At 70.8% G+C, this 22,233-nt stretch carries 21 protein-coding genes and 1 pseudogene; 10 read left to right on the plus strand and 12 right to left on the minus strand.

Annotated features, from left to right (window positions below; translation table 11 throughout):
• Positions 1-22 precede the first annotated feature (22 nt).
• Both ACZ7L1_RS17100 and ACZ7L1_RS17105 read left to right on the plus strand, forming a co-directional pair.
• Positions 23-433, plus strand: a complete 411-nt coding sequence (locus tag ACZ7L1_RS17100; protein ID WP_471437936.1) for a roadblock/LC7 domain-containing protein — start codon at positions 23-25, stop codon at positions 431-433.
• Between the two features lie 126 nt (positions 434-559).
• A complete protein-coding gene (locus ACZ7L1_RS17105; RefSeq protein WP_471437938.1) occupies positions 560-1,651 on the plus strand; it encodes a DUF6397 family protein in 1,092 nt (363 codons plus the stop codon).
• Between the two features lie 48 nt (positions 1,652-1,699).
• Here the strand turns inward: ACZ7L1_RS17105 and ACZ7L1_RS17110 are convergent, their stop codons facing one another.
• Together ACZ7L1_RS17110 and ACZ7L1_RS17115 are read right to left on the minus strand one after the other, a co-directional pair.
• A complete protein-coding gene (locus ACZ7L1_RS17110; protein WP_471437939.1) occupies positions 1,700-2,572 on the minus strand; it encodes an acyl-CoA thioesterase in 873 nt (290 codons plus the stop codon).
• 19 nt (positions 2,573-2,591) lie between these two features.
• Positions 2,592-5,105: a DEAD/DEAH box helicase gene (locus ACZ7L1_RS17115; protein ID WP_471437941.1), complete on the minus strand. Its 2,514-nt coding sequence runs from the start codon at positions 5,103-5,105 to the stop codon at positions 2,592-2,594.
• 145 nt (positions 5,106-5,250) lie between these two features.
• Here ACZ7L1_RS17115 and ACZ7L1_RS17120 point away from each other — a divergent pair, with 145 nt between their 5' ends.
• The gene (locus tag ACZ7L1_RS17120) at positions 5,251-6,045 is read left to right on the plus strand and encodes a metal-dependent hydrolase (protein ID WP_471437943.1); all 795 of its coding nucleotides are present in this window, start codon (positions 5,251-5,253) and stop codon (positions 6,043-6,045) included.
• A 41-nt stretch (positions 6,046-6,086) separates the two neighbouring features.
• Here the strand turns inward: ACZ7L1_RS17120 and ACZ7L1_RS17125 are convergent, their stop codons facing one another.
• The 4 genes from ACZ7L1_RS17125 to ACZ7L1_RS17140 form a co-directional block, all read right to left on the minus strand.
• The gene (locus ACZ7L1_RS17125) at positions 6,087-6,359 is read right to left on the minus strand and encodes a type B 50S ribosomal protein L31 (RefSeq protein WP_471437944.1); all 273 of its coding nucleotides are present in this window, start codon (positions 6,357-6,359) and stop codon (positions 6,087-6,089) included.
• A 36-nt stretch (positions 6,360-6,395) separates the two neighbouring features.
• A complete protein-coding gene (locus ACZ7L1_RS17130; RefSeq protein WP_471437945.1) occupies positions 6,396-6,866 on the minus strand; it encodes a DUF5709 domain-containing protein in 471 nt (156 codons plus the stop codon).
• A 315-nt stretch (positions 6,867-7,181) separates the two neighbouring features.
• Positions 7,182-8,963, minus strand: a complete 1,782-nt coding sequence (locus ACZ7L1_RS17135) for an ABC transporter ATP-binding protein (RefSeq protein WP_471437947.1) — start codon at positions 8,961-8,963, stop codon at positions 7,182-7,184.
• Positions 8,960-10,768 (minus strand): ABC transporter transmembrane domain-containing protein, encoded by a 1,809-nt coding sequence (locus tag ACZ7L1_RS17140; protein WP_471437948.1) that lies wholly within the window; start codon positions 10,766-10,768, stop codon positions 8,960-8,962. The genes ACZ7L1_RS17135 and ACZ7L1_RS17140 overlap by 4 nt, the downstream gene beginning before the upstream one ends.
• 500 nt (positions 10,769-11,268) lie before the next feature.
• On the opposite strand from ACZ7L1_RS17140, the gene ACZ7L1_RS17145 reads away from it, so the two are divergent.
• Complete coding sequence (locus ACZ7L1_RS17145) at positions 11,269-11,817, plus strand: hypothetical protein (RefSeq protein ID WP_471437949.1); 549 nt, start codon at positions 11,269-11,271, stop codon at positions 11,815-11,817.
• Positions 11,818-12,000: 183 nt separating this feature from the next.
• Here ACZ7L1_RS17145 and ACZ7L1_RS17150 read toward each other — a convergent pair whose 3' ends face one another.
• Positions 12,001-12,507, minus strand: a complete 507-nt coding sequence (locus ACZ7L1_RS17150) for a MarR family winged helix-turn-helix transcriptional regulator (RefSeq protein ID WP_471437951.1) — start codon at positions 12,505-12,507, stop codon at positions 12,001-12,003.
• Between the two features lie 126 nt (positions 12,508-12,633).
• Here ACZ7L1_RS17150 and ACZ7L1_RS17155 point away from each other — a divergent pair, with 126 nt between their 5' ends.
• Entirely contained in the window at positions 12,634-14,436 is a 1,803-nt protein-coding gene (locus ACZ7L1_RS17155; RefSeq protein WP_471437952.1) for an ABC transporter ATP-binding protein, read from the plus strand.
• 19 nt (positions 14,437-14,455) lie between these two features.
• On the opposite strand, the gene ACZ7L1_RS17160 is transcribed toward ACZ7L1_RS17155, so the two are convergent.
• The 5 genes and pseudogenes from ACZ7L1_RS17160 to ACZ7L1_RS17180 form a co-directional block, all read right to left on the minus strand.
• The gene (locus ACZ7L1_RS17160) at positions 14,456-15,535 is read right to left on the minus strand and encodes an NAD(P)-binding domain-containing protein (RefSeq protein WP_471437953.1); all 1,080 of its coding nucleotides are present in this window, start codon (positions 15,533-15,535) and stop codon (positions 14,456-14,458) included.
• Positions 15,536-15,577: 42 nt separating this feature from the next.
• Positions 15,578-16,226: pseudogene (locus ACZ7L1_RS17165) on the minus strand (LLM class flavin-dependent oxidoreductase); the annotation flags it as partial.
• Positions 16,227-16,238: 12 nt separating this feature from the next.
• Positions 16,239-17,270, minus strand: a complete 1,032-nt coding sequence (locus tag ACZ7L1_RS17170) for an ABC transporter substrate-binding protein (protein WP_471437954.1) — start codon at positions 17,268-17,270, stop codon at positions 16,239-16,241.
• A 47-nt stretch (positions 17,271-17,317) separates the two neighbouring features.
• Positions 17,318-18,082 carry an ABC transporter ATP-binding protein gene (locus ACZ7L1_RS17175; RefSeq protein WP_471437955.1) on the minus strand — a complete coding sequence of 255 codons (765 nt, stop codon included), beginning with the start codon at positions 18,080-18,082 and terminating at the stop codon, positions 17,318-17,320.
• Positions 18,055-18,933, minus strand: coding sequence for an ABC transporter permease (locus tag ACZ7L1_RS17180; protein WP_471437956.1), 879 nt, complete (start codon positions 18,931-18,933; stop codon positions 18,055-18,057). The genes ACZ7L1_RS17175 and ACZ7L1_RS17180 overlap by 28 nt, the downstream gene beginning before the upstream one ends.
• 338 nt (positions 18,934-19,271) lie before the next feature.
• Between ACZ7L1_RS17180 and ACZ7L1_RS17185 the strand changes: the two genes are divergently transcribed.
• The 5 genes from ACZ7L1_RS17185 to ACZ7L1_RS17205 all read left to right on the plus strand — a co-directional run bounded on the left by ACZ7L1_RS17185 (position 19,272) and on the right by ACZ7L1_RS17205 (position 22,187).
• On the plus strand, positions 19,272-19,694 hold the full coding sequence (locus ACZ7L1_RS17185; RefSeq protein WP_471437958.1) for a secondary thiamine-phosphate synthase enzyme YjbQ: 423 nt from the start codon (positions 19,272-19,274) through the stop codon (positions 19,692-19,694).
• Positions 19,695-19,846: 152 nt separating this feature from the next.
• Positions 19,847-20,524, plus strand: coding sequence for a HemK2/MTQ2 family protein methyltransferase (locus tag ACZ7L1_RS17190; RefSeq protein ID WP_471437959.1), 678 nt, complete (start codon positions 19,847-19,849; stop codon positions 20,522-20,524).
• A gap of 55 nt (positions 20,525-20,579) precedes the next feature.
• The gene (locus ACZ7L1_RS17195) at positions 20,580-20,885 is read left to right on the plus strand and encodes a CDGSH iron-sulfur domain-containing protein (RefSeq protein WP_471437961.1); all 306 of its coding nucleotides are present in this window, start codon (positions 20,580-20,582) and stop codon (positions 20,883-20,885) included.
• Positions 20,882-21,901 carry an iron-containing redox enzyme family protein gene (locus ACZ7L1_RS17200; protein WP_471437962.1) on the plus strand — a complete coding sequence of 340 codons (1,020 nt, stop codon included), beginning with the start codon at positions 20,882-20,884 and terminating at the stop codon, positions 21,899-21,901. The genes ACZ7L1_RS17195 and ACZ7L1_RS17200 overlap by 4 nt, the downstream gene beginning before the upstream one ends.
• A 91-nt stretch (positions 21,902-21,992) precedes the next feature.
• Positions 21,993-22,187: a hypothetical protein gene (locus ACZ7L1_RS17205; protein ID WP_471437964.1), complete on the plus strand. Its 195-nt coding sequence runs from the start codon at positions 21,993-21,995 to the stop codon at positions 22,185-22,187.
• The last annotated feature ends 46 nt before the right edge of the window (positions 22,188-22,233 follow it).

Below are 22,233 nucleotides of genomic sequence, written 5' to 3' on the forward strand. Positions count from 1 at the left end.
TACGACACGGGGAGAACGGACCATGGCGCAGAACACGGAGCTCGGCTGGCTCCTGGACGACCTGACCGAGCGTGTGGAGCCGATACGACACGCGCTGGTCCTGTCCAACGACGGACTGGTGACCAGCACCAGCACCGGGCTGCGGCGCGAGGACGCCGAGCACCTCGCCGCCGTCTCGTCCGGTCTGCACAGCCTGGCCAAGGGCTCAGGCCGCCACTTCGGCGCGGGCCAGGTACGGCAGACCATGATCGAATTCGAGGACGCGATCCTGTTCGTCACGGCGGCCGGGCCCGGAAGCTGCCTGTGCGTGCTCAGCGCCGCCGAGGCCGACATCGGCCATATCGTCTACGAGATGACACTGATGGTGAACCGGGTCGGGGAGCACCTCGCCGTGGCCGAGCGAGAGCGGGGCACGCCCACAGTGGACCTCTGACCTGCGTCGACGGTGGAGCGAGCGGAGTTTTCCACAGGCTCGTTCCGGGATCCGGCGATGGGGCTACGGTCTCTCCGACGCGGACGCACACGGCGACCGCAGCGGACTCCACGGGGGAGAACGGCCATGTCCGGACGCATGATCACGCCCGTCAACGCGGAAACCACCGGTGCCGCGGACGTCACGTCGCGGTTGCCGTCGCTGGCGTTGACCCGCGCCGCACGTGAACTGGGACTCAGGCGGGGCGAGTTGGACCTCGCCGTCCGGCTCGGCTGTGTGCGGACGGTACCCGACGACAGGGGAGGGGGCGGCCGCCGCATCACGCGTGCCGAAATCGACCGGGTCCGATGCGAGGACGGGTTCCCCGAGACGCTCCGGGAACGGGTGGCGACGGTGGGCACCAGGGACGGCGCGGCCCTGATGGACGTGACGCCCGCCCGGTTCACACGGTTCGCACGCCTGGGTCTGATCGTGCCGGTGAACTGGTACCTGAACCGCTACCGTGCCGTGGTCTGGCTGTATCTGGCCGAGGAGGTCAAGCAGTTCGCCTCCGGAGAGGCGAACGCGCCGCTGCTCACCGGCCGAACGCCGGAGGGGCTGCGTGACCAGTTGGACGCGGGGCTGGATCTGCGGCCCCGCAACTGGCGGGGGCGCAACCTCGGATTCCGGCTGCGGCTGACGGAGGACCGGTGGGCGAAGGCCGCCGTGGTGGCGTCCCTGCTGGAGCCGGCGCACGTGGCGGATGTCGTCCGGGATCCGTACGAGCGTGCCGAGCTGTACCGCCTGCGGCCTGCCCAGTCCGTGCAGTGGCCGCCCGACTCACCCGCGGCCCGGATCGCCGCGCGGATCATGATCGCGGACGATCCCGACGAAGTCGGCTGGCTCCGGGCCGATCTGGGCCGGGCGCTGATCGAGGCGCGGCGAGAGCGGCCCGCGTCGTGGCTGTCACCAAAGGTCCCCGACGACGAACGCCTCGGGCTCGGGACCGTCCACCGTCCTGCGCCGGCCCATGGGGCCGGGGCCGCGACGGTCTGCGGGAACACGACCGTGCACAGGGCCACGGACGTGGGCCGGACCGCGAGCCTCACCGAAACGGCCATCCCGGGAGAGCCTGTGGCACACACCGGGACCGCGCCCGACCGGCAGGCGAGGGCCGGGCGCCATGAACAGACGCCGCCGCGAGGCGTGCTCGGGTGGCTCCGCCGCAGAAACCCCTGACCGGCCTCGCGGCGACCGGCCGACGCGGGCGTGAGACAGGCGTGCCCGTCACCGCTCGAGCCGACGGAAGAGCCCCTCCTGGACGACCGAGACGAGCAGGCGACCCTCGACGTCGTAGATGCGGCCCCGGGCAAGACCCCGGCCACCCACCGCGATCGGGGACTCCTGGTCGTACAGGAACCACTCGTCCGCGCGGAACGGCCGGTGGAACCACATGGCATGGTCCAGCGACGCCATGTCGAAGCCCCGCGGCCCCCAGAGCGGTTCGACGGGGATGCGGACGGCGTCCAGGAGCGTCATGTCGCTCGCGTACGTGAGCGCGCAGGTGTGCACGAGCGGATCGTCCCCGAGCGGGCCCACGGCACGCATCCACACCGCGCTGCGTGGGTCGGCGTCCTTGATCTCGTCGGTGCTCCAGCGCAACCGGTCCACATAGCGGATGTCGAACGGCTGGCGCCGGGCCATCCGCTCCAGCGTCTCGGGCAGCGCGCCCAGATGTTCCTTGACCTCCTGCGCCACCGTCGGCAGCGACTCCGGGGCCGGTACCTCCCGGGCCGGCGGCAACTGGTGCTCGAAGCTCCCCTCTTCAGGCTTGTGAAAGGAGGCGGTCAGATTGAAGATCGTGCGGCCCTGCTGCACGGCCGTGACCCGCCGGGTCGTGAAGGACCTTCCGTCACGGACCCGTTCGACCTGGTACACGATGGGCACGCCCGGTATGCCCGGGCGCAGGAAGTACGCGTGCAGCGAGTGCACCGGCCGTTCGCCGTCCGTGGTGCGGCCGGCGGCGACCAGCGCCTGGCCGGCCACCTGGCCGCCGAAGACCCGCTGCAAGGACTCCTGGGGGCTGCGGCCACGGAAGATGTTGACTTCGATCCGCTCCAGGTCGAGCAGGTCGACGAGCCTCTCGGCTGGGTTCGTCATGGGTGGTGTGCTCCTGTGTTCACAGCTGGCCGACGTCGGTGACCCGGACGACGGCGCGGCCCTCCGCGTCGGAGGCCGCGAGGTCGACCTCGGCGCTGACGCCCCAGTCGTGGTCGCCGTTCGGATCGGCGAAGATCTGGCGGACCCGCCACAGCCCGTTCTCCGGCTCCTCCTCGATGATCAGCAGCTTGGGGCCGCGAGCGTCGGGGCCGGTGCCGAGTTCGTCGTACTCGTCCCAGTACTTGTCCATGGCGGCCCCCCACGCCTCGGCGTCCCAGCCGGACTCGGCGTCCATCTCGCCGAGTTCCTCGATCTGGTCGAGGGCGGCGAGCTCGACGCGGCGGAACATGGCGTTGCGGACCAGCACCCGGAAGGCGCGCGCATTGGCGGTGACCGGTTTGACCTGGTCGGCCTTCTCCTGGGCTTCCTCGGCCGTCATCTCCTCGGGGTTGGCCAACTGCTCCCACTCGTCCAGCAGGCTGGAGTCGACCTGGCGCACCATCTCGCCGAGCCAGGCGATCAGGTCCTCCAGGTCGTCCGACTTCAGGTCGTCGGGGACGGTGTGCTCGAGGGCCTTGTAGGCACTGGCCAGGTAGCGCAGCACGATGCCCTCGGTGCGTGCCAGCTCGTAGAACGAGACGAACTCCGTGAAGGACAACGCCCGTTCGTACATGTCGCGGATGACCGACTTGGGCGAAAGCGGATGGTCGCCGACCCAGGGGTGGCTCTTGCGGTAGGTGTTGTACGCCTGGAAGAGCAGCTCCTCCAGCGGCTTGGGGTAGGTGACGTCCTGGAGCCGCTCCATGCGCTCCTCGTACTCGACACCGTCCGCCTTCATCGCGGCCACGGCCTCGCCGCGCGCCTTGTTCTGCTGGGCGATGAGGATCTGACGCGGGTCGTCCAGCGTGGACTCGACGACGGAGACCATGTCGAGGGCGTAGGACGGGGACTCGGGATCGAGGAGTTCGAACGCGGCCAGCGCGAAGGTGGACAGCGGCTGGTTGAGCGCGAAGTCCTGCTGCAGATCGACGGTGAGGCGCACGATGCGGCCGGTGGCGTCCGGCTCGTCGAGCTTCTCGACGATGCCGCCGTCCAGCAGCGAGCGGTAGATCGCGATCGCCCGCCGGATGTGCCGCAGCTGCTGCTTGCGGGGTTCGTGGTTGTCCTCCAGCAGATGGCGCATCCCCTCGAAGGCGTTGCCCGGGCGGGCGATCACCGACAGCAGCATCGTGTGGGTGACCCGGAAGCGGGAGGTGAGCGGCTCCGGCTCGGAGGCGATCAGCTTCTCGAAGGTGTTTTCCGTCCAGCCGACGAAGCCTTCCGGTGCCTTCTTGCGCACCACCTTGCGACGCTTCTTCGGGTCGTCGCCGGCTTTGGCGAGCGCCTTCTCGTTCTCGATGACGTGCTCCGGCGCCTGCGCCACGACGAGGCCGGCCGTGTCGAACCCGGCGCGCCCGGCGCGACCCGCGATCTGGTGGAACTCCCGGGCGCGGAGGGTGCGCACCCGGTTGCCGTCGTACTTGGTCAGGGCCGTGAAGAGCACGGTGCGGATGGGAACGTTGACGCCGACGCCGAGGGTGTCGGTGCCGCAGATCACCTTCAGCAGGCCGGCCTGGGCCAGCTTCTCCACCAGGCGCCGGTACTTCGGCAGCATGCCGGCGTGGTGGACGCCGATGCCGTGCCGCACGTAACGGGAGAGGTTGCGGCCGAACTTGGTGGTGAAGCGGAAGTTGCCGATCAGTTCGGCGATCTGGTCCTTCTCCTCCCGCGAGCACATGTTGATGCTCATCAGCGCCTGGGCCCGTTCCACGGCCTGCGCCTGGGTGAAGTGGACGATGTAGACAGGGGCTTGCCGGGTCTCCAGCAGTTCGGTGAGCGTCTCGGTGAGCGGGGTGCGTCGGTACTCGTAGGAGAGCGGCACCGGACGCGTCGCCGAGCGCACCACCGCCGTGGGGCGACCGGTGCGGCGGGTCAGGTCCTTCTCGAACATCGAGACGTCGCCGAGCGTCGCCGACATCAGGATGAACTGTGCCTGCGGCAGCTCCAGGATCGGGATCTGCCACGCCCAGCCGCGGTCACCCTCGGCGTAGAAGTGGAATTCGTCCATCACGACCTGGCCGACGTCGGCCTGCCTGCCGTCGCGCAGCGCGATCGACGCCAGGACCTCGGCCGTGCAGCAGATCACAGGCGCGTCCGCGTTGACGGAGGCGTCACCGGTGAGCATGCCGACGTTCTCGGTGCCGAAGAGCTTGCACAGCTCGAAGAACTTCTCCGAGACGAGTGCCTTGATCGGTGCGGTGTAGAAGGTGACCTCGTCCCGGGCGAGCGCCGCGAAGTGCGCGCCCGCGGCGATCATGCTCTTGCCGGAGCCGGTGGGCGTCGACACGATCACGTTCGCTCCCGAGACCACCTCGATCAGAGCCTCCTCCTGGTGCGGATAGAGGGTGAGCCCGCGCTCCCCGGCCCACGACTCGAAGGCTTCGTAGAGGGCGTCGGGGTCTGCGGTCTGCGGGAGCTGATCGATGAGGGTCACGTCACCATCTTGCCTGCCCGCGCACCCGATGAGGGAATCGGCTGCCGACCCGAAGATCATGAACGCTACGCTGTGGCGCCGACAGTACGTCGACGCACAGGGACAACTGGACAGCGCTACAAGAGGAATGGGGCGGGATGCGGCCATGATGGGACCAGCACACTCACTGTCGGGGGCCGCGGCCTGGCTCGGGGTGGGAGCGGCCGCCGCAGCGTCGGGTCATCCGATGCCCTGGCCGGTCCTTCTCGTCGGTGCGCTGATCTGCGCTGGTGCCGCGCTCGCCCCGGATCTGGATCACAAGGCGGCCACCATCTCGCGGGCCTTCGGACCCCTTTCCCGCTGGGTGTGCGAGATCGTCGACAAGCTGTCGTACGCCGTCTACAAGGCGACCAGGAAGCCGGGCGATGCTCGCCGGTCGGGCGGGCACCGCACGCTCACGCACACCTGGCTGTGGGCGGTGCTGATCGGGGCGGGAACGGCCGTGGCGGCCGTCACGGGCGGCCGCTGGACGGTGCTGGCCATCCTCTTCGCGCACATGGTGCTGGCCATCGAGGGACTGCTGTGGCGAGCGGCGCGCGGCTCGAGCAGCGATGTGCTGGTGTGGCTGCTGGCCGCGACGAGCGCGTGGATTCTGGCCGGCATACTCGACAAACCGGGCAACGGTTCCGACTGGCTGTTCACGGCGCCGGGCCAGCACTACCTGTGGCTCGGCCTGCCGATCGTCCTCGGCGCCCTGGTGCACGACATCGGGGACGCGCTGACGGTCTCCGGCTGCCCGATCCTGTGGCCGATACCCGTGGGCCGCAAGCGCTGGTATCCGGTGGGCCCGCCGAAGGCGCTGCGGTTCCGGGCGGGCAGCTGGGTGGAGCTGAAGGTGCTGATGCCGGTGTTCATGCTGCTGGGCGGGGCGGGCTGCGCGGCAGCGCTCAACGTCATCTGAGGGCGGCTGGGGGACGACGGCCGTTCGACGGGTGCTGCGACCTACTGTCCGGAGCCGCCGTCTGCTCCCCGTCCCCTGGCGTAGCGCCGCTCGAAGCGGGCGATGCGCCCCTCCGTGTCCACCGTGCGGGCCTTGCCCGTGTAGAAGGGGTGGCTTTCGGAGGAGATCTCGACGTCCACCACCGGATACGTCGTCCCGTCGTCCCACTCGATGGTCTGGTCACTGGTCGCGGTGGACCGGGTCAGGAAGGCGTACCCGGCGGCGCGGTCGCGGAAGACCACGGGGTGGTAGTCGGGGTGCTTGTCCTGCTGCATGGGGCCTCCTTGCGTGACGCGTGCGGCGGGTGGCGTTCAGCCGGGCAGCGTGTCCTCGTCGACGATGTGCACGGCCGCCTCCTCGGCCGAGGCTGCCGCGCCGTCGATGCCGACATCGGTGGCGACCAGTCCGTGCTCCTCGTCCTCGTGCGCCCCTTCGTCCGGGGCGACGAGACGGCCGGAGCGGGTGTCGCCGACCTCGTTGTCCAGGGGTTCCCCGTCGCCGTCGGACCAGTCCCCGATGCCGTCGTCGTCCGGGACGGAGATGTCCGGTATTTCCTCGGCGAGCCGTTGGTCCAGGGTTTCGCCCTGATGCCCCTCGGCCGCGGTCACGCCCACGTGCTCCACCGCCCAGGGCCGCTCGGGCGGCGACCAGCCCCGGTCGAGCGGGTTGGTGACGCCGTCGCTCTCCAGGGTGTCCTCGGCGTCGAGCAGCCCCGCGTCGTCCTGCACCTCGGATCCGTCGGGCTGGTAGACGTCGTCGCCCCATCCCTCGGTGCTGTCCACAGATACCTCCAGGTGGTGGGGACGGAACCGATTGCCGCCATGCACGCGTCGCGGACGCGGGGGACCACTCGGACGGGCCGCGCCCTCCCGAGCCGGATGGTTCCGGCACGTCCCCCGGGCCGGTGCCACCTCCAGCCTTCCACCCCGCGTCGGCACCGCGCAACGGCAGCCGGACAGCGGCCGGGAAAGGCCGGGGCAGGCGTGTGCGAGCGGGCGGACCGGCGCACTCGCGACGGCAGCGGGGTGACCGACCGCCTGCCCGGGCCGCCGATCCCGGGCAGTCGGCCCCGGACCGCCGCGGGCGGGCGGCTGAGGTCACCCGTGCCAGGAGCGCCACAGCGCCGCGTACGCCCCGTCGGCGGCGACCAGCTCCTCGTGGCTGCCCAGCTCGCTGATCCGCCCGTTCTCGACGACGGCGATGACGTCGGCGTCGTGGGCGGTGTGCAGCCGATGCGCGATGGCGACGACTGTGCGGCCGTCCAGCACACGGGCCAGGGAGCGCTCCAGATGGCGGGCCGCCCGCGGGTCGAGCAGGGAGGTCGCCTCGTCCAGGACCAGCGTGTGCGGGTCGGCGAGTACCAGCCGGGCCAGCGCGATCTGCTGCGCCTGCGCCGGGGTGAGCGCCAGACCACCGGAGCCCACCTCGGTGTCCAGGCCGTCGTCCAGGGCACGCGCCCAGCCGTCCGCGTCCACGGCTCCGAGGGCGGCCCACAGCTCGGCGTCGACGGCTCCCGTCCGGGCCAGCAGCAGGTTGTCGCGCAAGGAGCCCACGAAGACGTGGTGCTCCTGGTTGACCAGGGCCACGTGCGAGCGCACCCGCTCGGCCGACATCCGCGACAGTTCCGCGCCGCCGAGAGCGACGCGGCCGTCCCGGGGCGCGTAGATGCCGGCGAGCAGTCGGCCCAGCGTCGACTTGCCCGCGCCGGACGGGCCGACCAGGGCAAGGCGGGTGCCGGGCGCCACCTGCAGGGAGACCTTGTGCAGCACGTCGACGCCCGCGCGGTAGCCGAAACGCACCTCCTCGGCGGCCACGTCACGGCCGTTCGGCGTCAGGGAGGTGTCGCCCGCGTCCGGCTCGATCTCGCGGACCCCGACGAGCCGGGCCAGCGACACCTGGGCCACCTGCAGCTCGTCGTACCACCGCAGGATCAGCCCCACCGGGTCGACGAGCATCTGAGCGATGAGCGCGCCGGTCGTCAGCTGGCCGATGCCGATCCAGCCCTGCAGGACGAACACCCCGCCGATCAACAGGACCGAGGACAGGACGGTGACGTGTGTGACGTTGATGACCGGAAAGAGGACCGACCGCAGCCAGAGGGTGTACCGCTCCCAGGCGGTCCACTCCTTGACCCGCCGGTCCGACAGCTCGATGCGCCGTTCGCCGAGGCGATGCGCCTCGACGGTGCGCCCCGCATCCACGGTCTCGGCGAGGACCGCGGCCACGGCGGCGTACCCGGCGGCTTCGGAGCGGTAGGCGGACGGGGCTCGCTTGAAGTACCAGCGGCAGCCGATCACCAGCAGCGGTACCGCGACGAGCACGGCCGGTGCCAGCGGCGGGGCCGTGACGGTGAGGCCGCCGAGCAGCAGCACGGCCCACACCACGCCGATCGCCAGCTGCGGCACGGCCTCGCGCATGGCGTTGGCGAGCCGGTCGATGTCGGTGGTGATCCGTGAGAGCAGGTCGCCGGTACCGGCCCGCTCCAGGACGCCCGGCGGCAGTCTCACGGACCGTACGAGGAAGTCCTCGCGCAGGTCGGCCAGCATCCGCTCGCCGAGCACGGCGCCGTGCAGCCGCACCAGGCGTACGAAAAACGCCTGGACGACGAGCGCGACGACGAACAGCGCGACGGTGCGTTCCAGATGGAGTTCCCGGGCGCCGTCCGAGACGCGTTCCACGAGCCCGCCCAGCAGGTACGGGCCGGCCATCGAGGCGACCACGGAGACCGTGTTCACGGCGATGAGCAGCAGGAAGGGGCGGCGGTGCCGGCGGAACAGTTCGGCCACGTAGGCGCGTACGGTCTCGGGGGCGCCGACGGGCAGCGTGGTCGCCGTCGTCGGGGCCGCCGGGTCGTACGCCGGTGGCGCCACGCCGATCATGCGGTCTCCTCGATCTCTTCCAGGTCTTCAAGCTCGTGCAGTTCGGCCAGGACGTCGGCGCGCGCGGCGGTCTCGTCGTCGGTCTCGCGGGTGACGACCGAGCGGTACCGGGGTTCGGCGTGCACCAGGTCGCGGTGCAGGCCGACTGCCGCGACCTCTCCCTCGTGCACCAGCACCACCCGGTCCGCTCGGTCCAGGAGCAGGGGCGAAGAGGTGAACACGACCGTTGTGCGACCCGCCCGCAGACGGCGGATCCCGTCGGCGATCCGTGCCTCGGTGTGCGAGTCGACGGCGGACGTCGGCTCGTCCAGGACCAGCACCTGCGGGTCGGTGATGAGCGACCGGGCCAGGGCGAGCCGCTGGCGCTGGCCGCCGGACAGGGACCGGCCGCGCTCGGTGATCCGTGCGTCCATCGGGTCGTCGGTGTCCGTCGACCCCTCCACGAGGGCGTCCAGGACATCACCGCACTGCGCGGCGGCGAGCGCCTCCTCGGCGCCGACCTCGCCGGAGGCGGGTACGTCGAGCAGGTCGCGCAGGGAGCCGGACAGCAGCACCGGATCCTTGTCCTGGACCAGGACGGCGGTGCGGGCCGTCTGGAGCGGCAACTCGTCCAGCGGGACGCCGCCCAGCAGCACCGGGGGGCTTTCCTCCGTTGGGTGTCCGCCCAATCGTTCGGCCAGCACCCCCGCCGCGTCCGGGTCGCCGCAGACGACGGCGGTGAACTCTCCCGCGGGCGCGAGCAGGCCGGTTTGCGGGTCGTACAGGTCGCCGGCCGGCAGGCTCGCCTCGCGGGAGCCCTCGGCGTCCGTGGCGCGCTCCAGGGCCAGCACCCGGGCCGCGCGCCGGGCGGACGGCCGAGAGAAGGAGTACGCCATGGCGATCTCCTGGAAGTGCTGCAGCGGGTAGGTGAGCAGCATGACGGCGCTGTACACGGTCACCAGTTCGCCGACCGCGATACGCCCCTCATGGGCCAGCTGGACACCGCGCCAGACGAGGGCGATCATCAGCAGACCCGGCATCAGCACCTGGATCGCCGCGATCAGCGACCACATGCGGGCGCTGCGCACAGCCGCGGTGCGGACCTCCTGGGAGGCCCGGCGGTAGCGCTCCAGGAACAGTTCCTCGCCGCCGATGCCGCGCAGCACCCTCAGGCCCGCGACGGTGTCCGAGGCCAGCTCGGTGGCGCGGCCCGCCTTCTCGCGCTGGACGTCGGCGCGCCGGGTCGCCCGGGGCAGCAGCGGCAGCACGGTGAGCGCCAGCGCCGGCACGCCCACCGCCACGATGACGCCGAGCGCGGGCTGGTAGACGACGAGCGCGACGCAGACCGCGACGACGGTGAGCGCGGCCGCGCTGAACCGCGAGAGGGCCTCCACGAACCAGCCGATCTTCTCGACGTCACCGGTGGAGACCGCGACGACCTCACCGGCCGCCACCCGCCGGGTCAGGGCGGAGCCGAGCAGGGCCGTCCTGCGCGCCAGGAGCTGCTGGACCCGCGCGGCGGCGGTGATCCAGTTGGTGACCGCGGTGCGGTGCAGCATGGTGTCACCGAGTGCGATACCGGCCCCGCACAGCACAAGCAGTCCGCCCGTCAGCGCGAGCCGGGCGCCCGACCGGTCGACGACGGCCTGGACGGCGTGACCGACGCAGAAGGGCAGTCCGCAGACGGACAGGAAGTGCAGCAGCCCCCACGCAAGGGACTTAAGTTGCCCGCCCAGTTGGTTCCGGCCGAGCCACCACAGGAATCGGGGGCCCGAGCGTGCGTCCGGCACACCCGGGTCGGGATACGGAAGGTCGTGAATCTGCATGACGTCCCAGTGGCTCGTGTCAGCGGAAACGGGTGGCGGGGCAGGCCGGGGCAGCGTCTGGGGGTCCGCGCCTGCCGTGACAAGCCGTGACAGCCTCGCGTCGGAACGCGCTCGAAAGCAAACGGTTTTCCGGCCCGGCAGCAGAGAACCGGCCTCCGCAGTTGCGTGCGGCCGGATGGCGGACATCCGGACGGAAGGGCCCGGAAAGTGATGTGACGATACGACATATGCGAACAGGTCGTGTGAGCGGTGCGGCGGTGGACAGGTGGACGGTGGCGGCGGCCTGCGGTGTGCTGCTGATGTCCGTACCCGGGTGTGGCGGTTCGGCGGGTGAGGGCCACCGGGCGAAAGGCCCCGATCCGACACGGGACGGCCGGACCGTTCGCGGTGCTCCGGGGAACGGGGCCGGGAGAACACCTGCATCCACGCCCGGGCCGGGCCGCATTCCGGGTGTCGGTGACGGGCTGCACCGGCGGATCCCCGACGGGTCGCGTCAGGTCGTGGTGGTCTACGGCGACGACGAGGACTCTCCGCAGTCCACGGTCGTTCTCTACCTGAGGGAGGGCCCGGCATGGAGGGAGTCCGGGCGCTGGCGCGGGCACAACGGGAAGGCCGGCTGGACGACGGACCACTACCTGGGCGATCTGCGCAGTCCGGTCGGGGTGTTCACTCTCAGCGACGCCGGCGGTCTCCTCGACGATCCGGGGACGAAGCTCCCGTACAGCCAGGGGGAGTCGTACAAGGCACCGGAGGAGTGGGGCGAGTCGCACCGGAACGTCTTCGACTACGTCATCGCCGTCGACTACAACCGGCTCAGGGGCACCCCGCCCCATGATCCGGCCCGCCCCGAGGGCGAGGAGAAGGGCGGCGGCATCTGGCTGCACGTGGATCACGAAGACGGCACGCTCGCCTGTGTCACACTGCCCGAATCCGGTATGAGGCACCTGCTGCGCGTGCTGGATCCCGACCAGAAGCCCGTGGTGGTGATGGGCGACAGGGCGCACCTGAGGACCTGGGAGCAACCGGAGGCACTCGCTGACGCCCGGTGAGGCCCCGTCGTGGGCCGGGGGAGTTCCCGTGGAAACCGCGACGGGGGAGGCGGGCGTCGCTCCGCAGGCCGGCCCCAACGGCGCGTCAGGAGCCCGCGCACGAGGTCTGACGCAATGACAGGGCGCGGCTGCCGGGGGAAAGCGGGAGCCGCACCCCGCCACACGTGGTTCAGGTGCCTGATGTCAGCACCGGCGCTCCCGTTCCGCTGCGAGCCCCCGCTCGGCTGTGAGGTCGCGCTCGGCTGCCAGGGCGCCGTCGCCGCCGTCGATCAGTGTGGTGAGCAGATCGCCGAGCACCTCACGCTGCTCGTCCGTCAGGGGAGCGAGAATCTCCTCGGCCGCGGACCGGCGCGCACCGCGCAACGCGCGCAGCGCCCTGCGCCCCTCGTCCGTGACCTCTATCCGGATCACCCGTCGGTTGGTCGGATCCGGTACCCGGCGCACCCTGCCGCTCGCCTCCAGGCCGTCGACCAGCGTCGTCACCGCCCGCGGCACCACCTCCAGACGCTCGGCCAGATCCGCCATGCGGGGCGGTGAGCCGAAGTGGGCGAGGGTGCGCAGCAGCCGGGACTGGGCGGGGGTGATACCCAGGTCGCATCGCTCCAGGTGGCGCTTCTGGATGCGGTGGACCCGACGGGTGAGCCGCAGCAGCTGCTCGGCGAGCATGCTGTCCGGATCGGGGGTCGTCATGCGGGAACAATATCAGGACCTTGTGCATTGTGAGTATAGGTAACAATGAGCTAGGATCCCGATACTCGTCGAGACTCGTCCATGCGCGTTCCGACGCGTTCCGACGCCTCACCTACGTAGGAGCCCATGCACCCCGACCAACCCACATGGACACCGTCGCCCGGTGACTCACCGGAGCAGCCGCGGCAGGTCCGCCGCATCCTGAAGCTCTTCAAGCCCTACGGTGGCCGGCTCGCAGTCGTCGGCCTGCTCGTCGGCGCATCGTCGCTGGTCTCCGTCGCCACTCCCTTCCTGCTGAAGGAGACCCTGGACGTCGCGATCCCGCAGGGCCGCACCGGTCTGCTGACCCTGCTCGCCCTCGGCATGATCCTCAGCGCCGTCGTCACCAGCGTCTTCGGCGTGCTGCAGACCCTGATCTCCACCACCGTCGGCCAGCGCGTCATGCACGATCTGCGCACCGCGGTCTACGGCCGGCTGCAGCGCATGTCGCTCGCCTTCTTCACCCGCACCCGCACGGGCGAGGTGCAGTCCAGGATCGCCAACGACATCGGCGGCATGCAGGCGACGGTCACCTCCACCGCGACCTCCCTGGTGTCCAACCTCACCAGCGTGGTCGCCACCATCGTCGCCATGGTCGCCCTCGACTGGCGCCTCACCGTCGTCTCGCTGCTCCTGCTGCCGCTGTTCGTGTGGATCAGCCGACGCGTCGGCAACGAACGCAAGAAGATAGCCACCCAGCGCCAGAAGCAGATGGCCGCGATGGCCGCCACGGTCACCGAGTCGCTCTCCGTCAGCGGCATCCTGCTCGGCCGCACGATGGGCCGCGCCGACTCGCTCACCCAGTCCTTCGGGCGTGAGTCCGAGAGCCTGGTCGACCTCGAGGTGAAATCCAACATGGCGGGCCGCTGGCGCATGGCCGTCATCACCATCGTCATGGCCGCCATGCCCGCAGTCATCTACTGGACCGCGGGGCTGGCGGTCCAACTCGGGGGCCCGTCCATCTCGATAGGCACCCTGGTCGCGTTCGTCTCGCTCCAGCAGGGCCTGTTCCGGCCGACGGTCAGCCTGCTCTCCACCGGTGTCCAGATCCAGACCTCCCTGGCGCTCTTCCAGCGCATCTTCGAGTACCTCGACCTGCCCATCGACATCACCGAGCCCGACGAGCCGGTCCACCTCGACCAGGTCAAGGGCGAGATCCGTTTCGAGGACGTCGAGTTCCACTACGACGACAAGAGCGGCCCGGTCCTCAAGGGCATCGACATCACCGTCCCGGCAGGCGGCAGCCTCGCCGTGGTGGGACCCACCGGCTCAGGGAAGTCCACGCTCGGCTACCTGGTGCCCCGGCTGTACGACGTGACGGGCGGGCGGGTCACGCTCGACGGCGTGGACGTGCGCGAACTGGACTTCGACACGCTCGCCCGCGCGGTCGGCGTCGTCTCCCAGGAGACCTACCTCTTCCACGCCTCGGTCGCCGACAACCTGCGCTTCGCCAAGCCGGACGCCACCGACGAGGAGCTGTACGCGGCGGCCGGGGCGGCCCAGATCCACGACCACATCATGTCCCTGCCCGACGGGTACGACACGGTCGTCGGCGAGCGCGGTCACCGCTTCTCGGGTGGTGAGAAACAGCGGCTAGCCATCGCCCGAACCATCCTGCGCGACCCGCCGGTCCTCATCCTCGACGAGGCGACCAGCGCGCTCGACACACGGACCGAGCACGCCGTCCAGGAGGCCATCGACGCCCTGTCGGCCAACCGCACGACGCTCACCATCGCGCACCGGCTGTCCACCATCCGCAGCGCCGACCAGATCGTCGTCCTCGACTCCGGACACGCGGTCGAAGGCGGCACGCACGAGGAGCTGTTGGAGCTGAACGGCCGGTACGCGGCCCTGGTCCGGCGGGACGCGCAACTGGAGACCACGAGTTGAGGGCCGGCGACATCGCGCCTCATGCGGCGGCGACCGGTTCCCCCGCCAGCAGACGCCTGATGTCCTGCACGGCCGCGCGTCCCGCACGGTTCGCGCCGATCGTGCTCGCCGACGGACCGTAGCCGACCAGGTGGATCCGCGGGTCGGAGACCACCTGCGTGCCCTCCACCCGGATTCCGCCGCCCGGCTCGCGCAGCCGCAGCGGAGCCAGGTGGTCGATCGCGGCCCGGAAGCCGGTCGCCCACAGGATGACGTCGGCGTCCACATGCCGCCCGTCGTCCCACTCCACGCCGTCCGGCACGATCCGGTCGAACATCGGCTGCCGGTCCAGCACACCGTCGGCTATCGCCTGCCGGACCGCGTCATTGAGCGGCAGCCCGGTCACGGACACCACGCTCCTCGGCGGCAGCCCCTGCCGCACCCGCTCCTCCACGAGTGCCACGGCAGCCCGTCCCACGTCCTCGGTGAACGGGCCCTCGCGGAACACCGGCGGACGCCGGGTCACCCATGTGGTCGCTGCGGCGTAAGGGGCGATCTCCATCAGATGCTGGGTGCCGGAGGCGCCGCCACCGACGACGACCACCCGCTGTCCGGCGAACTCCTCGGGCCCGGGGTACTGGGCGGTGTGCACCTGCCGCCCCCGGAAGGTCTCCTGCCCGGGATAGCGCGGCCAGAAGGGCCGGTCCCAGGTGCCCGTGGCGTTGATCAGGGCCCGTGTCGACCATGTCCCGGCCGACGTCTCGACGAGCAGCCGCCCCTCCGTGCCCTCCCGCACGGCCCGTACCTGCACCGGCCGCCGTACGCGCAGGTCGAAGGTGCGCTCGTAGGAGTCGAAGTACGCGCCGATGACCTCCGACGACGGCTGCGCCGGATCCGCGTCCGTCAGCTCCATGCCCGGCAGCGCGTGCATCCCGTGCACCTTGCCGTAGGTCAGCGAGGGCCAGCGGAACTGCCAGGCGCCGCCCGGAGAGGGGGAGTGGTCCAGGACCACGAAGTCGTGCTCCGGCTCGAACCCGGTGCGCCGCAGGTGATAGGCGCTGGACAGGCCGGCCTGCCCAGCGCCTATGACCACCACCTCGACCTCGCGTGTGTTGTTCACGCTTCCACCAACCCTGTCGGGGGCGTGGATCTTCCCATCGGGTCAGCGTCCGCTCGCGACGAGGAGCGGCGCCCGCCGCTATGGATCCACGGTCCAGCAGCCCGCGGTCCGCCGGCTCCGGGATCACGCCCTCCCCGAACCAGTACGCCTCCTCCACATGGGGATAGCCGGACAGCACGAAGTGCTCGATGCCGAGCGTGTGGTACTCCTCGATCCGGTCGGCGACCTCGGCATGACTGCCGACGAGCGCGGTGCCCGCCCCGCCGCGGACCAGACCGACGCCCGCCCACAGGTTGGGGTGGATCTCCAGCGCCTCCCGGGAGCCGTCGTGCGTGGTCGGCATCCGCTGCTGGCCCTCCGACTCGCTGCGGCCGAGCGCCGCCTGCGCTGCCGCGACCGTGTCCGCGTCGAGATCGTCGAGCAACCGGTTCGCCCTCGCCCAGGCCTCGGCGGCGGAGTCTCGGGAGCTGGTGTGCAACCGGATCCCGAAGCGGACCGTGCGCCCCTCGCGCTCGGCGAGCGAGCGAATCCAGTCGATCTTCTCCTTGACCTGGGCGGGAGGCTCGCCCCAGGTCGGATACACGTCCAGCCGGCCACGCGTGACACGTCGGTACGTCGCCGCCATCTGCGCGTCGAGCGTCGGCGAGATCAGCCCCGGCCGGAAGGCGACCAGGAACTTCAGCAGTGAAGTCGGACGGTCACGTCACGACTCCTTCAGAACACGGGGCGTGGTGGTGGACGGCGGCAGGTTGCCGTTGAACTCGGTGTCCACGAAGTCGCCGAAGTTCACCTTGCGCGGGATGAGCTTCAGGCCGGTGAAGGTGTCCGCGATCTGCTGCTCGGAGGCGATCAGCGACTGGTCCACGGCGACCGGGACCCGGGAGGCGTTGGTGCGCTTCACCGCGGCGAGTGCCACCTCGTACGACAGACCGGTGTCCTTCGCCCACACCTTGGCCCAGGCCTCGGGGTGCGCGTAGACCCAGTTCTGGGCGCGCCGCAGCCGCTCCAGGTAGTCCTTGACGGCCGCGGCCTTGTTCTTGTCCTTCAGGGCGCTCGGAGCCGCCACCTGGAAGGTGAGGCCGTTGGTCACGCCGTCGCCGGTGGTGAGGACGCGCCCCTTACCCCCTTGCAGCACCTGCGAGGTGTACGGGTCCCACACCGCCCAGGCGTCGACCTTGCCGCTGGTGAAGGCGGCCAGGGCGTCGGCCGGCTGGAGGTACTTGACCTTCACGTCACTCAGCTTCAGCCCGGCCTTGTCGAGGGAGGCGACCAGCTGGTAGTGCGCGGACGAGCCCTGCGCCACCGCAATCGACTTGCCCTTGAGCTGCTGCACCGCGGTCAGCTGGGAGTTCTTCGGTACGAGGATGGCATCGCCCTTGGACGTGCCGTGCCAGGCGGCCACCACCGTGATCTTCGAGTCGGCGCCCGCGGCGAAGACCGGTGGGGTGTTGCCGACGCCCCCGATGTCGACGGCGCCCGCGTTGACCGCCTCCAGCAGGGGCGGTCCGGAGGTGAAGGTGGACCACTTGATCTTGTAGTCGAGGTTCTTGAGCTCACCGGCGGCCTCCAGGACCGCTTCGGCACCCCCCTTCTGGTCACCGACGTTGAGGGTGAGGGAGCCCTTGCCGTCGGTTCGGCCGCCGGCTGAGGTGTCGGCGGCGGAGTTGCCACCGCAGGCGGTGAGCAGCAGGGCGAAGGGCAGGAGCAGCGCGGCGGGCAGGAGGCGTTGTCGCATGACGGAACCGTTCGTGTGCAGTGAGTTACAGGAAGACGGGGGGGAAGTCAGCCGGCTTCGGTGGCCGTGCCGACGCCGAGGCGTTCCAGCAGTCCGGCGCGCACCTCCGCGAAGCGAGGGTCGGTGATGTCGCGCGGGCGGTCCAGGTCGACCGTCGTCTCGTGGGCGATGACGCCGCCGTCCATCACCAGGACGCGGTCGGCGAGCAGCACCGCCTCCTCGACGTCGTGCGTGACCAGCAGCACGGCGCAGCCACGCTGCTGCCACAACTCGCCCACCAGGCGCTGGGCCTTGATACGGGTGAGCGCGTCGAGTGCGCCGAACGGCTCGTCGAGCAGCAGCAGATCCGGTTCGCGCACCAGGGCGCGAGCCAGGGAGGCACGCTGGGCCTCGCCGCCGGAGAGGGTCTTGGGCCAGGCGTCCGAGCGGTGCGCCAGGCCGACCTCCTCCAACGCCTTTTGGGCGACGGTGCGTTCGGGCTTGCCGGGCAATCCGAGCAGCACATTGCGCCACACCTTCTTCCACGGCATCAGCCGGGGGGCCTGGAAGGCGACCGCCTTGCGGCGCGGGACGAGGACGGTGCCCTCGATGTCGCGGTCGAGGCCGGCGAGGATGCGCAACAGGGTCGACTTGCCGCAGCCGCTGCGGCCCAGCAGAGCCACGAACTCTCCCGGCCGCACATCGAGTCGCAGGCGGTCGATGACGGCGCGCCCGTCGAAGGAGCGGGTGAGCCCCTCGACGCGGACGGCCGAGGCGGGGGCCGGGGCCTTTGCGGAGCCGGTCGTCACCGGCCCGTGAACGTCGGTCGCCATTGCAGCAACAGCCTTTCGAGGGAGCGGACGATGAAGTCGGCGAGCAGGCCGAAGAAGGCGTAGACGATGAGGCAGACCACGATCACGTCGGTCCGCAGGAAGTCCCGCGCCTGCACCATGAGGAAGCCGATCCCGGCGTCCGCGTTGACCTGCTCGGCGAACACGAGGGCGAGCCAGGCGATGCCGAGGGAGTAGCGCAGACCGGTCATCGCGCCGGGCAACGCGCCCGGCAGGACCACATGCCGGACGAGCCCCCACCGGGAGAGCCCCAGGGACTCCCCGGCCTCGATCAGCTGGGCGTCCACGCCGCGGATGCCGGCGTAGACGTTGAGGTAGAGCGGAAAGGTCACACCAAGGGTGATGATGGCGACCTTCGGGGCCTCGCCGATGCCGAACCAGATGATGAACAGCGGGATCAGGCCGACGAACGGGACCGTCCTCAGCATCTGGACGGGCGCGTCCACGAGGTCCTCGCCGATGCGGAACAGCCCGGAGACGAGGGCCAGTCCGGTGCCGATGACGGTGCCGAGCAGCAGACCGGCCGCGACCCGGCGCAGCGAGGTGCCCATCGCGGAGGGCAGAGATCCGTCGGCGACGAGATCACCCGCGACCTGCGCGATCCTGCCGGGAGAGGCGAGGACGTCGGAGGGCAGTACGCCTGTGCTGCTGAGGAGTTGCCACAGGGCGAGCAGCAGAAGCGGGCCGGAGGTGCGCCGCAGCCAGCGGGGGACGCGTGTGCGGCGAGCAGAGGAGGGGACGAGGGGCTCGAGCTCGGGCGCGATCTGCCCGTCTCTTGACATAGCCGAAATATCGGACTCGGAGGCGCCGGGTGGGGCATGGCTGATGCTCATGAGTGCTCCATGAGGAGGAGAGCGGCCGGGCGGGGACGCACCTTGGCGGCACCGCGTCAGAGAGGGCTCAGACGTGCGGGCAGGGCGGTACCAAGGCGAGGAAAAGAGGGTGAAAGAGAGGGAAAGAAGGCGTCAGCGACCGCGGCGACACGCGGCAGAGACCACCCGCAGCAGGTCGATGTGACCGCGCGTGGTGAGCAGGGCTGAACGCAACATGCGGCTGAAAGTAGCCAGATGGCGCCTTCCGGGTCAACGGTGTCTCGAGAAGTGGACCTCTCGTATCGCCGGACGGGCCATCAGCTGTGTGTGAGATCGGTCGTGTGGGTGACGATGGAGGCATGTCCGATGCCTTCAGCACCCGCGTCCTGAATATCGCCACCGGATCCTCGGAGACGGTCTTCGACCTCACCCGAGAGTGTGTGACCTTCCTGCGTGAGGTGAGCAGGGGCCGGGACGGCCTCCTGAACATTTTCGTGCCGCACGCCACGGCCGGCGTGGCGATCATCGAGACGGGCGCCGGCAGTGACGACGACCTCCTGGCCGCCCTGCACACCCTCCTCCCTGCCGACGACCGCTGGCAGCACCGCCACGGCAGCCCCGGCCACGGCCGCGACCATGTCCTGCCGGCCCTTGTCCCGCCCCACGCGACCCTGCCGGTCATCGGCGGAGAGCTGGAACTGGGGACCTGGCAGTCGGTATGCCTGGTGGACACCAACCGGGACAACACCCAGCGCCAGGTGCGGTTGAGCTTCCTCGGGTGACCTTCGCTCCGGCTCGGGGGCGCCCGGGATGAGATCGGCACGTGTCGATCACGTGCAGCGGGGGACTCGGTGTGCGCAGGCAGAAGATCCGCACCCGCCGCGGTTGCCACGGCGGGTGTGCCGCCTGCGTGTAGGCCACAACGGAGGAGCCGATGACCGTCGAGACCCCCTGTCCGCCCCTTCCCGCCCCCGCGTGGACCCCACCGGGTGTGTACGAGCCGCAGGAGGACACCTGGCTGCTGACCCGGGCCCTGCGCCGGGAGGACATCACCCCCGGGGCGGACGTTCTCGACCTGGGCACCGGCAGCGGAGCCCTGGCGCTGGAGGCCGCACGGCTCGGCGCGCGTGTCACCGCCATCGACATCTCCTGGCGGGCGGTACTGGCGGCCCGGGTGAACGCGCTGCTCAGCGGGCAGCGCATCAGTGTGCGCCGCGGCGACCTCACGACGGCCGTGCCCGGACGCCGTTTCGACCTGGTGGTCAGCAATCCGCCGTACGTCCCCTCACCCGATGCCGGAAGCCCCAGGGGCCCCGCCCGCGCCTGGGACGCCGGCTGGGACGGGCGGCTGCTTCTGGACCGTATCTGTGATGCCGCGCCCGGGCACCTGCGCCCCCGTGGAGTGCTCCTCATGGTGCATTCCGCGCTGTCCGGGGTGGACGAGACCCTGGACCGACTTACCTCGGCGGGGCTCAGTGCCCGGATCACCGATCGCGTGCCCATTCCGTTCGGCCGGGTGCTGCGGTCCCGGCTGGCCTGGCTGCGGCAGCGCGGGCTGCCCGCCGACGACATGGTGGAAGAGCTGGTGGTCGTCCGTGCCGTACGAGAGTGAACGCGTGGTCCGTATCCGGGCCGATCGCGACGGCCCGCTGCTGGTCGAAGGCCCCGTGGAGGTCACCGGCCCCGACGGCGACACCGTCGTCAGTCGGCGGTTCGTGGTGGCGATCTGCACCTGCCGACGCAGCCGCACCTACCCGTGGTGCGACACCAGCCATCGCCGCCGCGGGAAACCGACGGACGACCGGGAAACCGGGGCGAAGGAGATGCCGGGTGACCGGCAAACCAGGCCGAGGGAGATGCCGGGTGACCGGCAAACCGGACCGAGGGAGATGCCAGAGGGGGCCCAAGCGGGGTGCGGAAGGCCAGGGGCTCCTGGGGGTCAGGGCCGGGAAGGAAAGGAGACGCGCGCGTGACGACCGGCCGACGTGAACCACGCCAGTTCAGCCCGCCGCTGCCCCTGCCCAGGGGCCCGCTCTCGCACGCTGCGGTCAGCGCGCTGCGTGAGCGGGGCAGCCCGCTGTCGCTGGCGTCCCTCGCGGACAGCGACCCCTACGGCGAAGACCTGCAGCTGGCGTTGTACGTTCTGTACGAACTGCACTACCAGGGGTTCGACGGGGTCGACGACGACCACGAGTGGGACCCCACCCTGCTCACCTTCCGGCGCGCCCTGGAGGACCGTTTCCTGGACGCTCTGCGTGCCGACGTCCCCGTCGACGCCGCGGCGCAGGAGGCCCTGGACGAACTCCAGGTCGAACCGGTCGGCGACGACGGCGGGAGCGTCACCCACTTCCTGCGGAGCGAGGGCGGACTGCGCCACCTCAGGGAGTACGCGGCGCTGCGGTCGCTGTACCACCTGAAGGAGGCGGACCCGCATGCCTGGGTGATCCCCCGGCTGCACGGCAGGGCCAAGGCGGCCATGGTGGCCGTCGAGTTCGACGAGTTCGGGGCCGGACGGGCCGACGAGATCCACGCGGGCCTCTTCGCCGACCTGATGGAGGACCTGGGGCTCAACACGGCCTACGGCTACTACGTGGAGGCCGCGCCCGCGGAGATGCTCGCCACGGTCAACCTCATGTCCCTCCTCGGCCTGCACCGCAGCCTGCGCGGCGCTCTGACCGGCCATTTCGCGGCGGTCGAGGTCACCTCTTCCCCCGGCTCCCGCCGCCTGGCCGAGGCCATGCGCCGGGCGGACGCGGGGGAGGCCGCCGCCCGCTTCTACGACGAGCACGTGGTGGCGGACGCCGTGCACGAACAGGTCGTACGCCATGACGTGGTCGGCGGGCTGCTGGAGAGCGAACCCGATCTGGAGACGGACGTCGTCTTCGGGATCCGGGCCACCGGCTTCCTCGAGGACCGGCTCGGCGCCCACCTCCTCAAGGCATGGCGCGGTGGGGACAGCGCCCTGCGCACGGGGGCTCCGGCCGCCTGACGCGTCCGGAATCCCGGAGCGCGGACGGGGAACCCGCTCCGCGACAAGAACAGGGCACACAAGAACAGGGGCACATCGGGAAGGAGTCGTCATGACCGATCACCGAGATGACGAAGAGTTCTACAAGCGTGACCGCCCGGCCCAGCCGACCCTGGAGGAGGACCGGCCCCGCGGAGGGAAGCCGAAGGAGAAGGCACCGGCGAAGTACCGCGGGTCCTGGAGCATGGTGGCGATCATCGTCGTGATCGTCCTGCTGGTCGTCCTCGGCATCGCGCTCTTCCCCTGAGGACGGGCCGCATGAGGGCAGGGGCGGTCGTCGGCAGGCCGAGGGC

The sequence above is a fragment of the Streptomyces sp. NPDC107546 genome (assembly GCF_055639175.1).

Bases quoted from the DNA above. Each gene is read 5' to 3' on its own strand.
- ACZ7L1_RS17175 (WP_471437955.1), bottom strand. From the start codon at position 18,082: ATGGCGACCGACGTTCACGGGCCGGTGACGACCGGCTCCGCAAAGGCC.
- ACZ7L1_RS17155 (WP_471437952.1), top strand. From the start codon at position 12,634: ATGCACCCCGACCAACCCACATGGACACCGTCGCCCGGTGACTCACCG.
- ACZ7L1_RS17150 (WP_471437951.1), bottom strand. From the start codon at position 12,507: ATGACGACCCCCGATCCGGACAGCATGCTCGCCGAGCAGCTGCTGCGG.
- ACZ7L1_RS17190 (WP_471437959.1), top strand. From the start codon at position 19,847: ATGACCGTCGAGACCCCCTGTCCGCCCCTTCCCGCCCCCGCGTGGACC.
- ACZ7L1_RS17180 (WP_471437956.1), bottom strand. From the start codon at position 18,933: ATGAGCATCAGCCATGCCCCACCCGGCGCCTCCGAGTCCGATATTTCG.
- ACZ7L1_RS17185 (WP_471437958.1), top strand. From the start codon at position 19,272: ATGTCCGATGCCTTCAGCACCCGCGTCCTGAATATCGCCACCGGATCC.
- ACZ7L1_RS17125 (WP_471437944.1), bottom strand. From the start codon at position 6,359: ATGCAGCAGGACAAGCACCCCGACTACCACCCCGTGGTCTTCCGCGAC.
- ACZ7L1_RS17140 (WP_471437948.1), bottom strand. From the start codon at position 10,768: ATGCAGATTCACGACCTTCCGTATCCCGACCCGGGTGTGCCGGACGCA.
- ACZ7L1_RS17120 (WP_471437943.1), top strand. From the start codon at position 5,251: ATGATGGGACCAGCACACTCACTGTCGGGGGCCGCGGCCTGGCTCGGG.
- ACZ7L1_RS17170 (WP_471437954.1), bottom strand. From the start codon at position 17,270: ATGCGACAACGCCTCCTGCCCGCCGCGCTGCTCCTGCCCTTCGCCCTG.
- ACZ7L1_RS17105 (WP_471437938.1), top strand. From the start codon at position 560: ATGTCCGGACGCATGATCACGCCCGTCAACGCGGAAACCACCGGTGCC.
- ACZ7L1_RS17110 (WP_471437939.1), bottom strand. From the start codon at position 2,572: ATGACGAACCCAGCCGAGAGGCTCGTCGACCTGCTCGACCTGGAGCGG.
- ACZ7L1_RS17205 (WP_471437964.1), top strand. From the start codon at position 21,993: ATGACCGATCACCGAGATGACGAAGAGTTCTACAAGCGTGACCGCCCG.
- ACZ7L1_RS17135 (WP_471437947.1), bottom strand. From the start codon at position 8,963: ATGATCGGCGTGGCGCCACCGGCGTACGACCCGGCGGCCCCGACGACG.
- ACZ7L1_RS17100 (WP_471437936.1), top strand. From the start codon at position 23: ATGGCGCAGAACACGGAGCTCGGCTGGCTCCTGGACGACCTGACCGAG.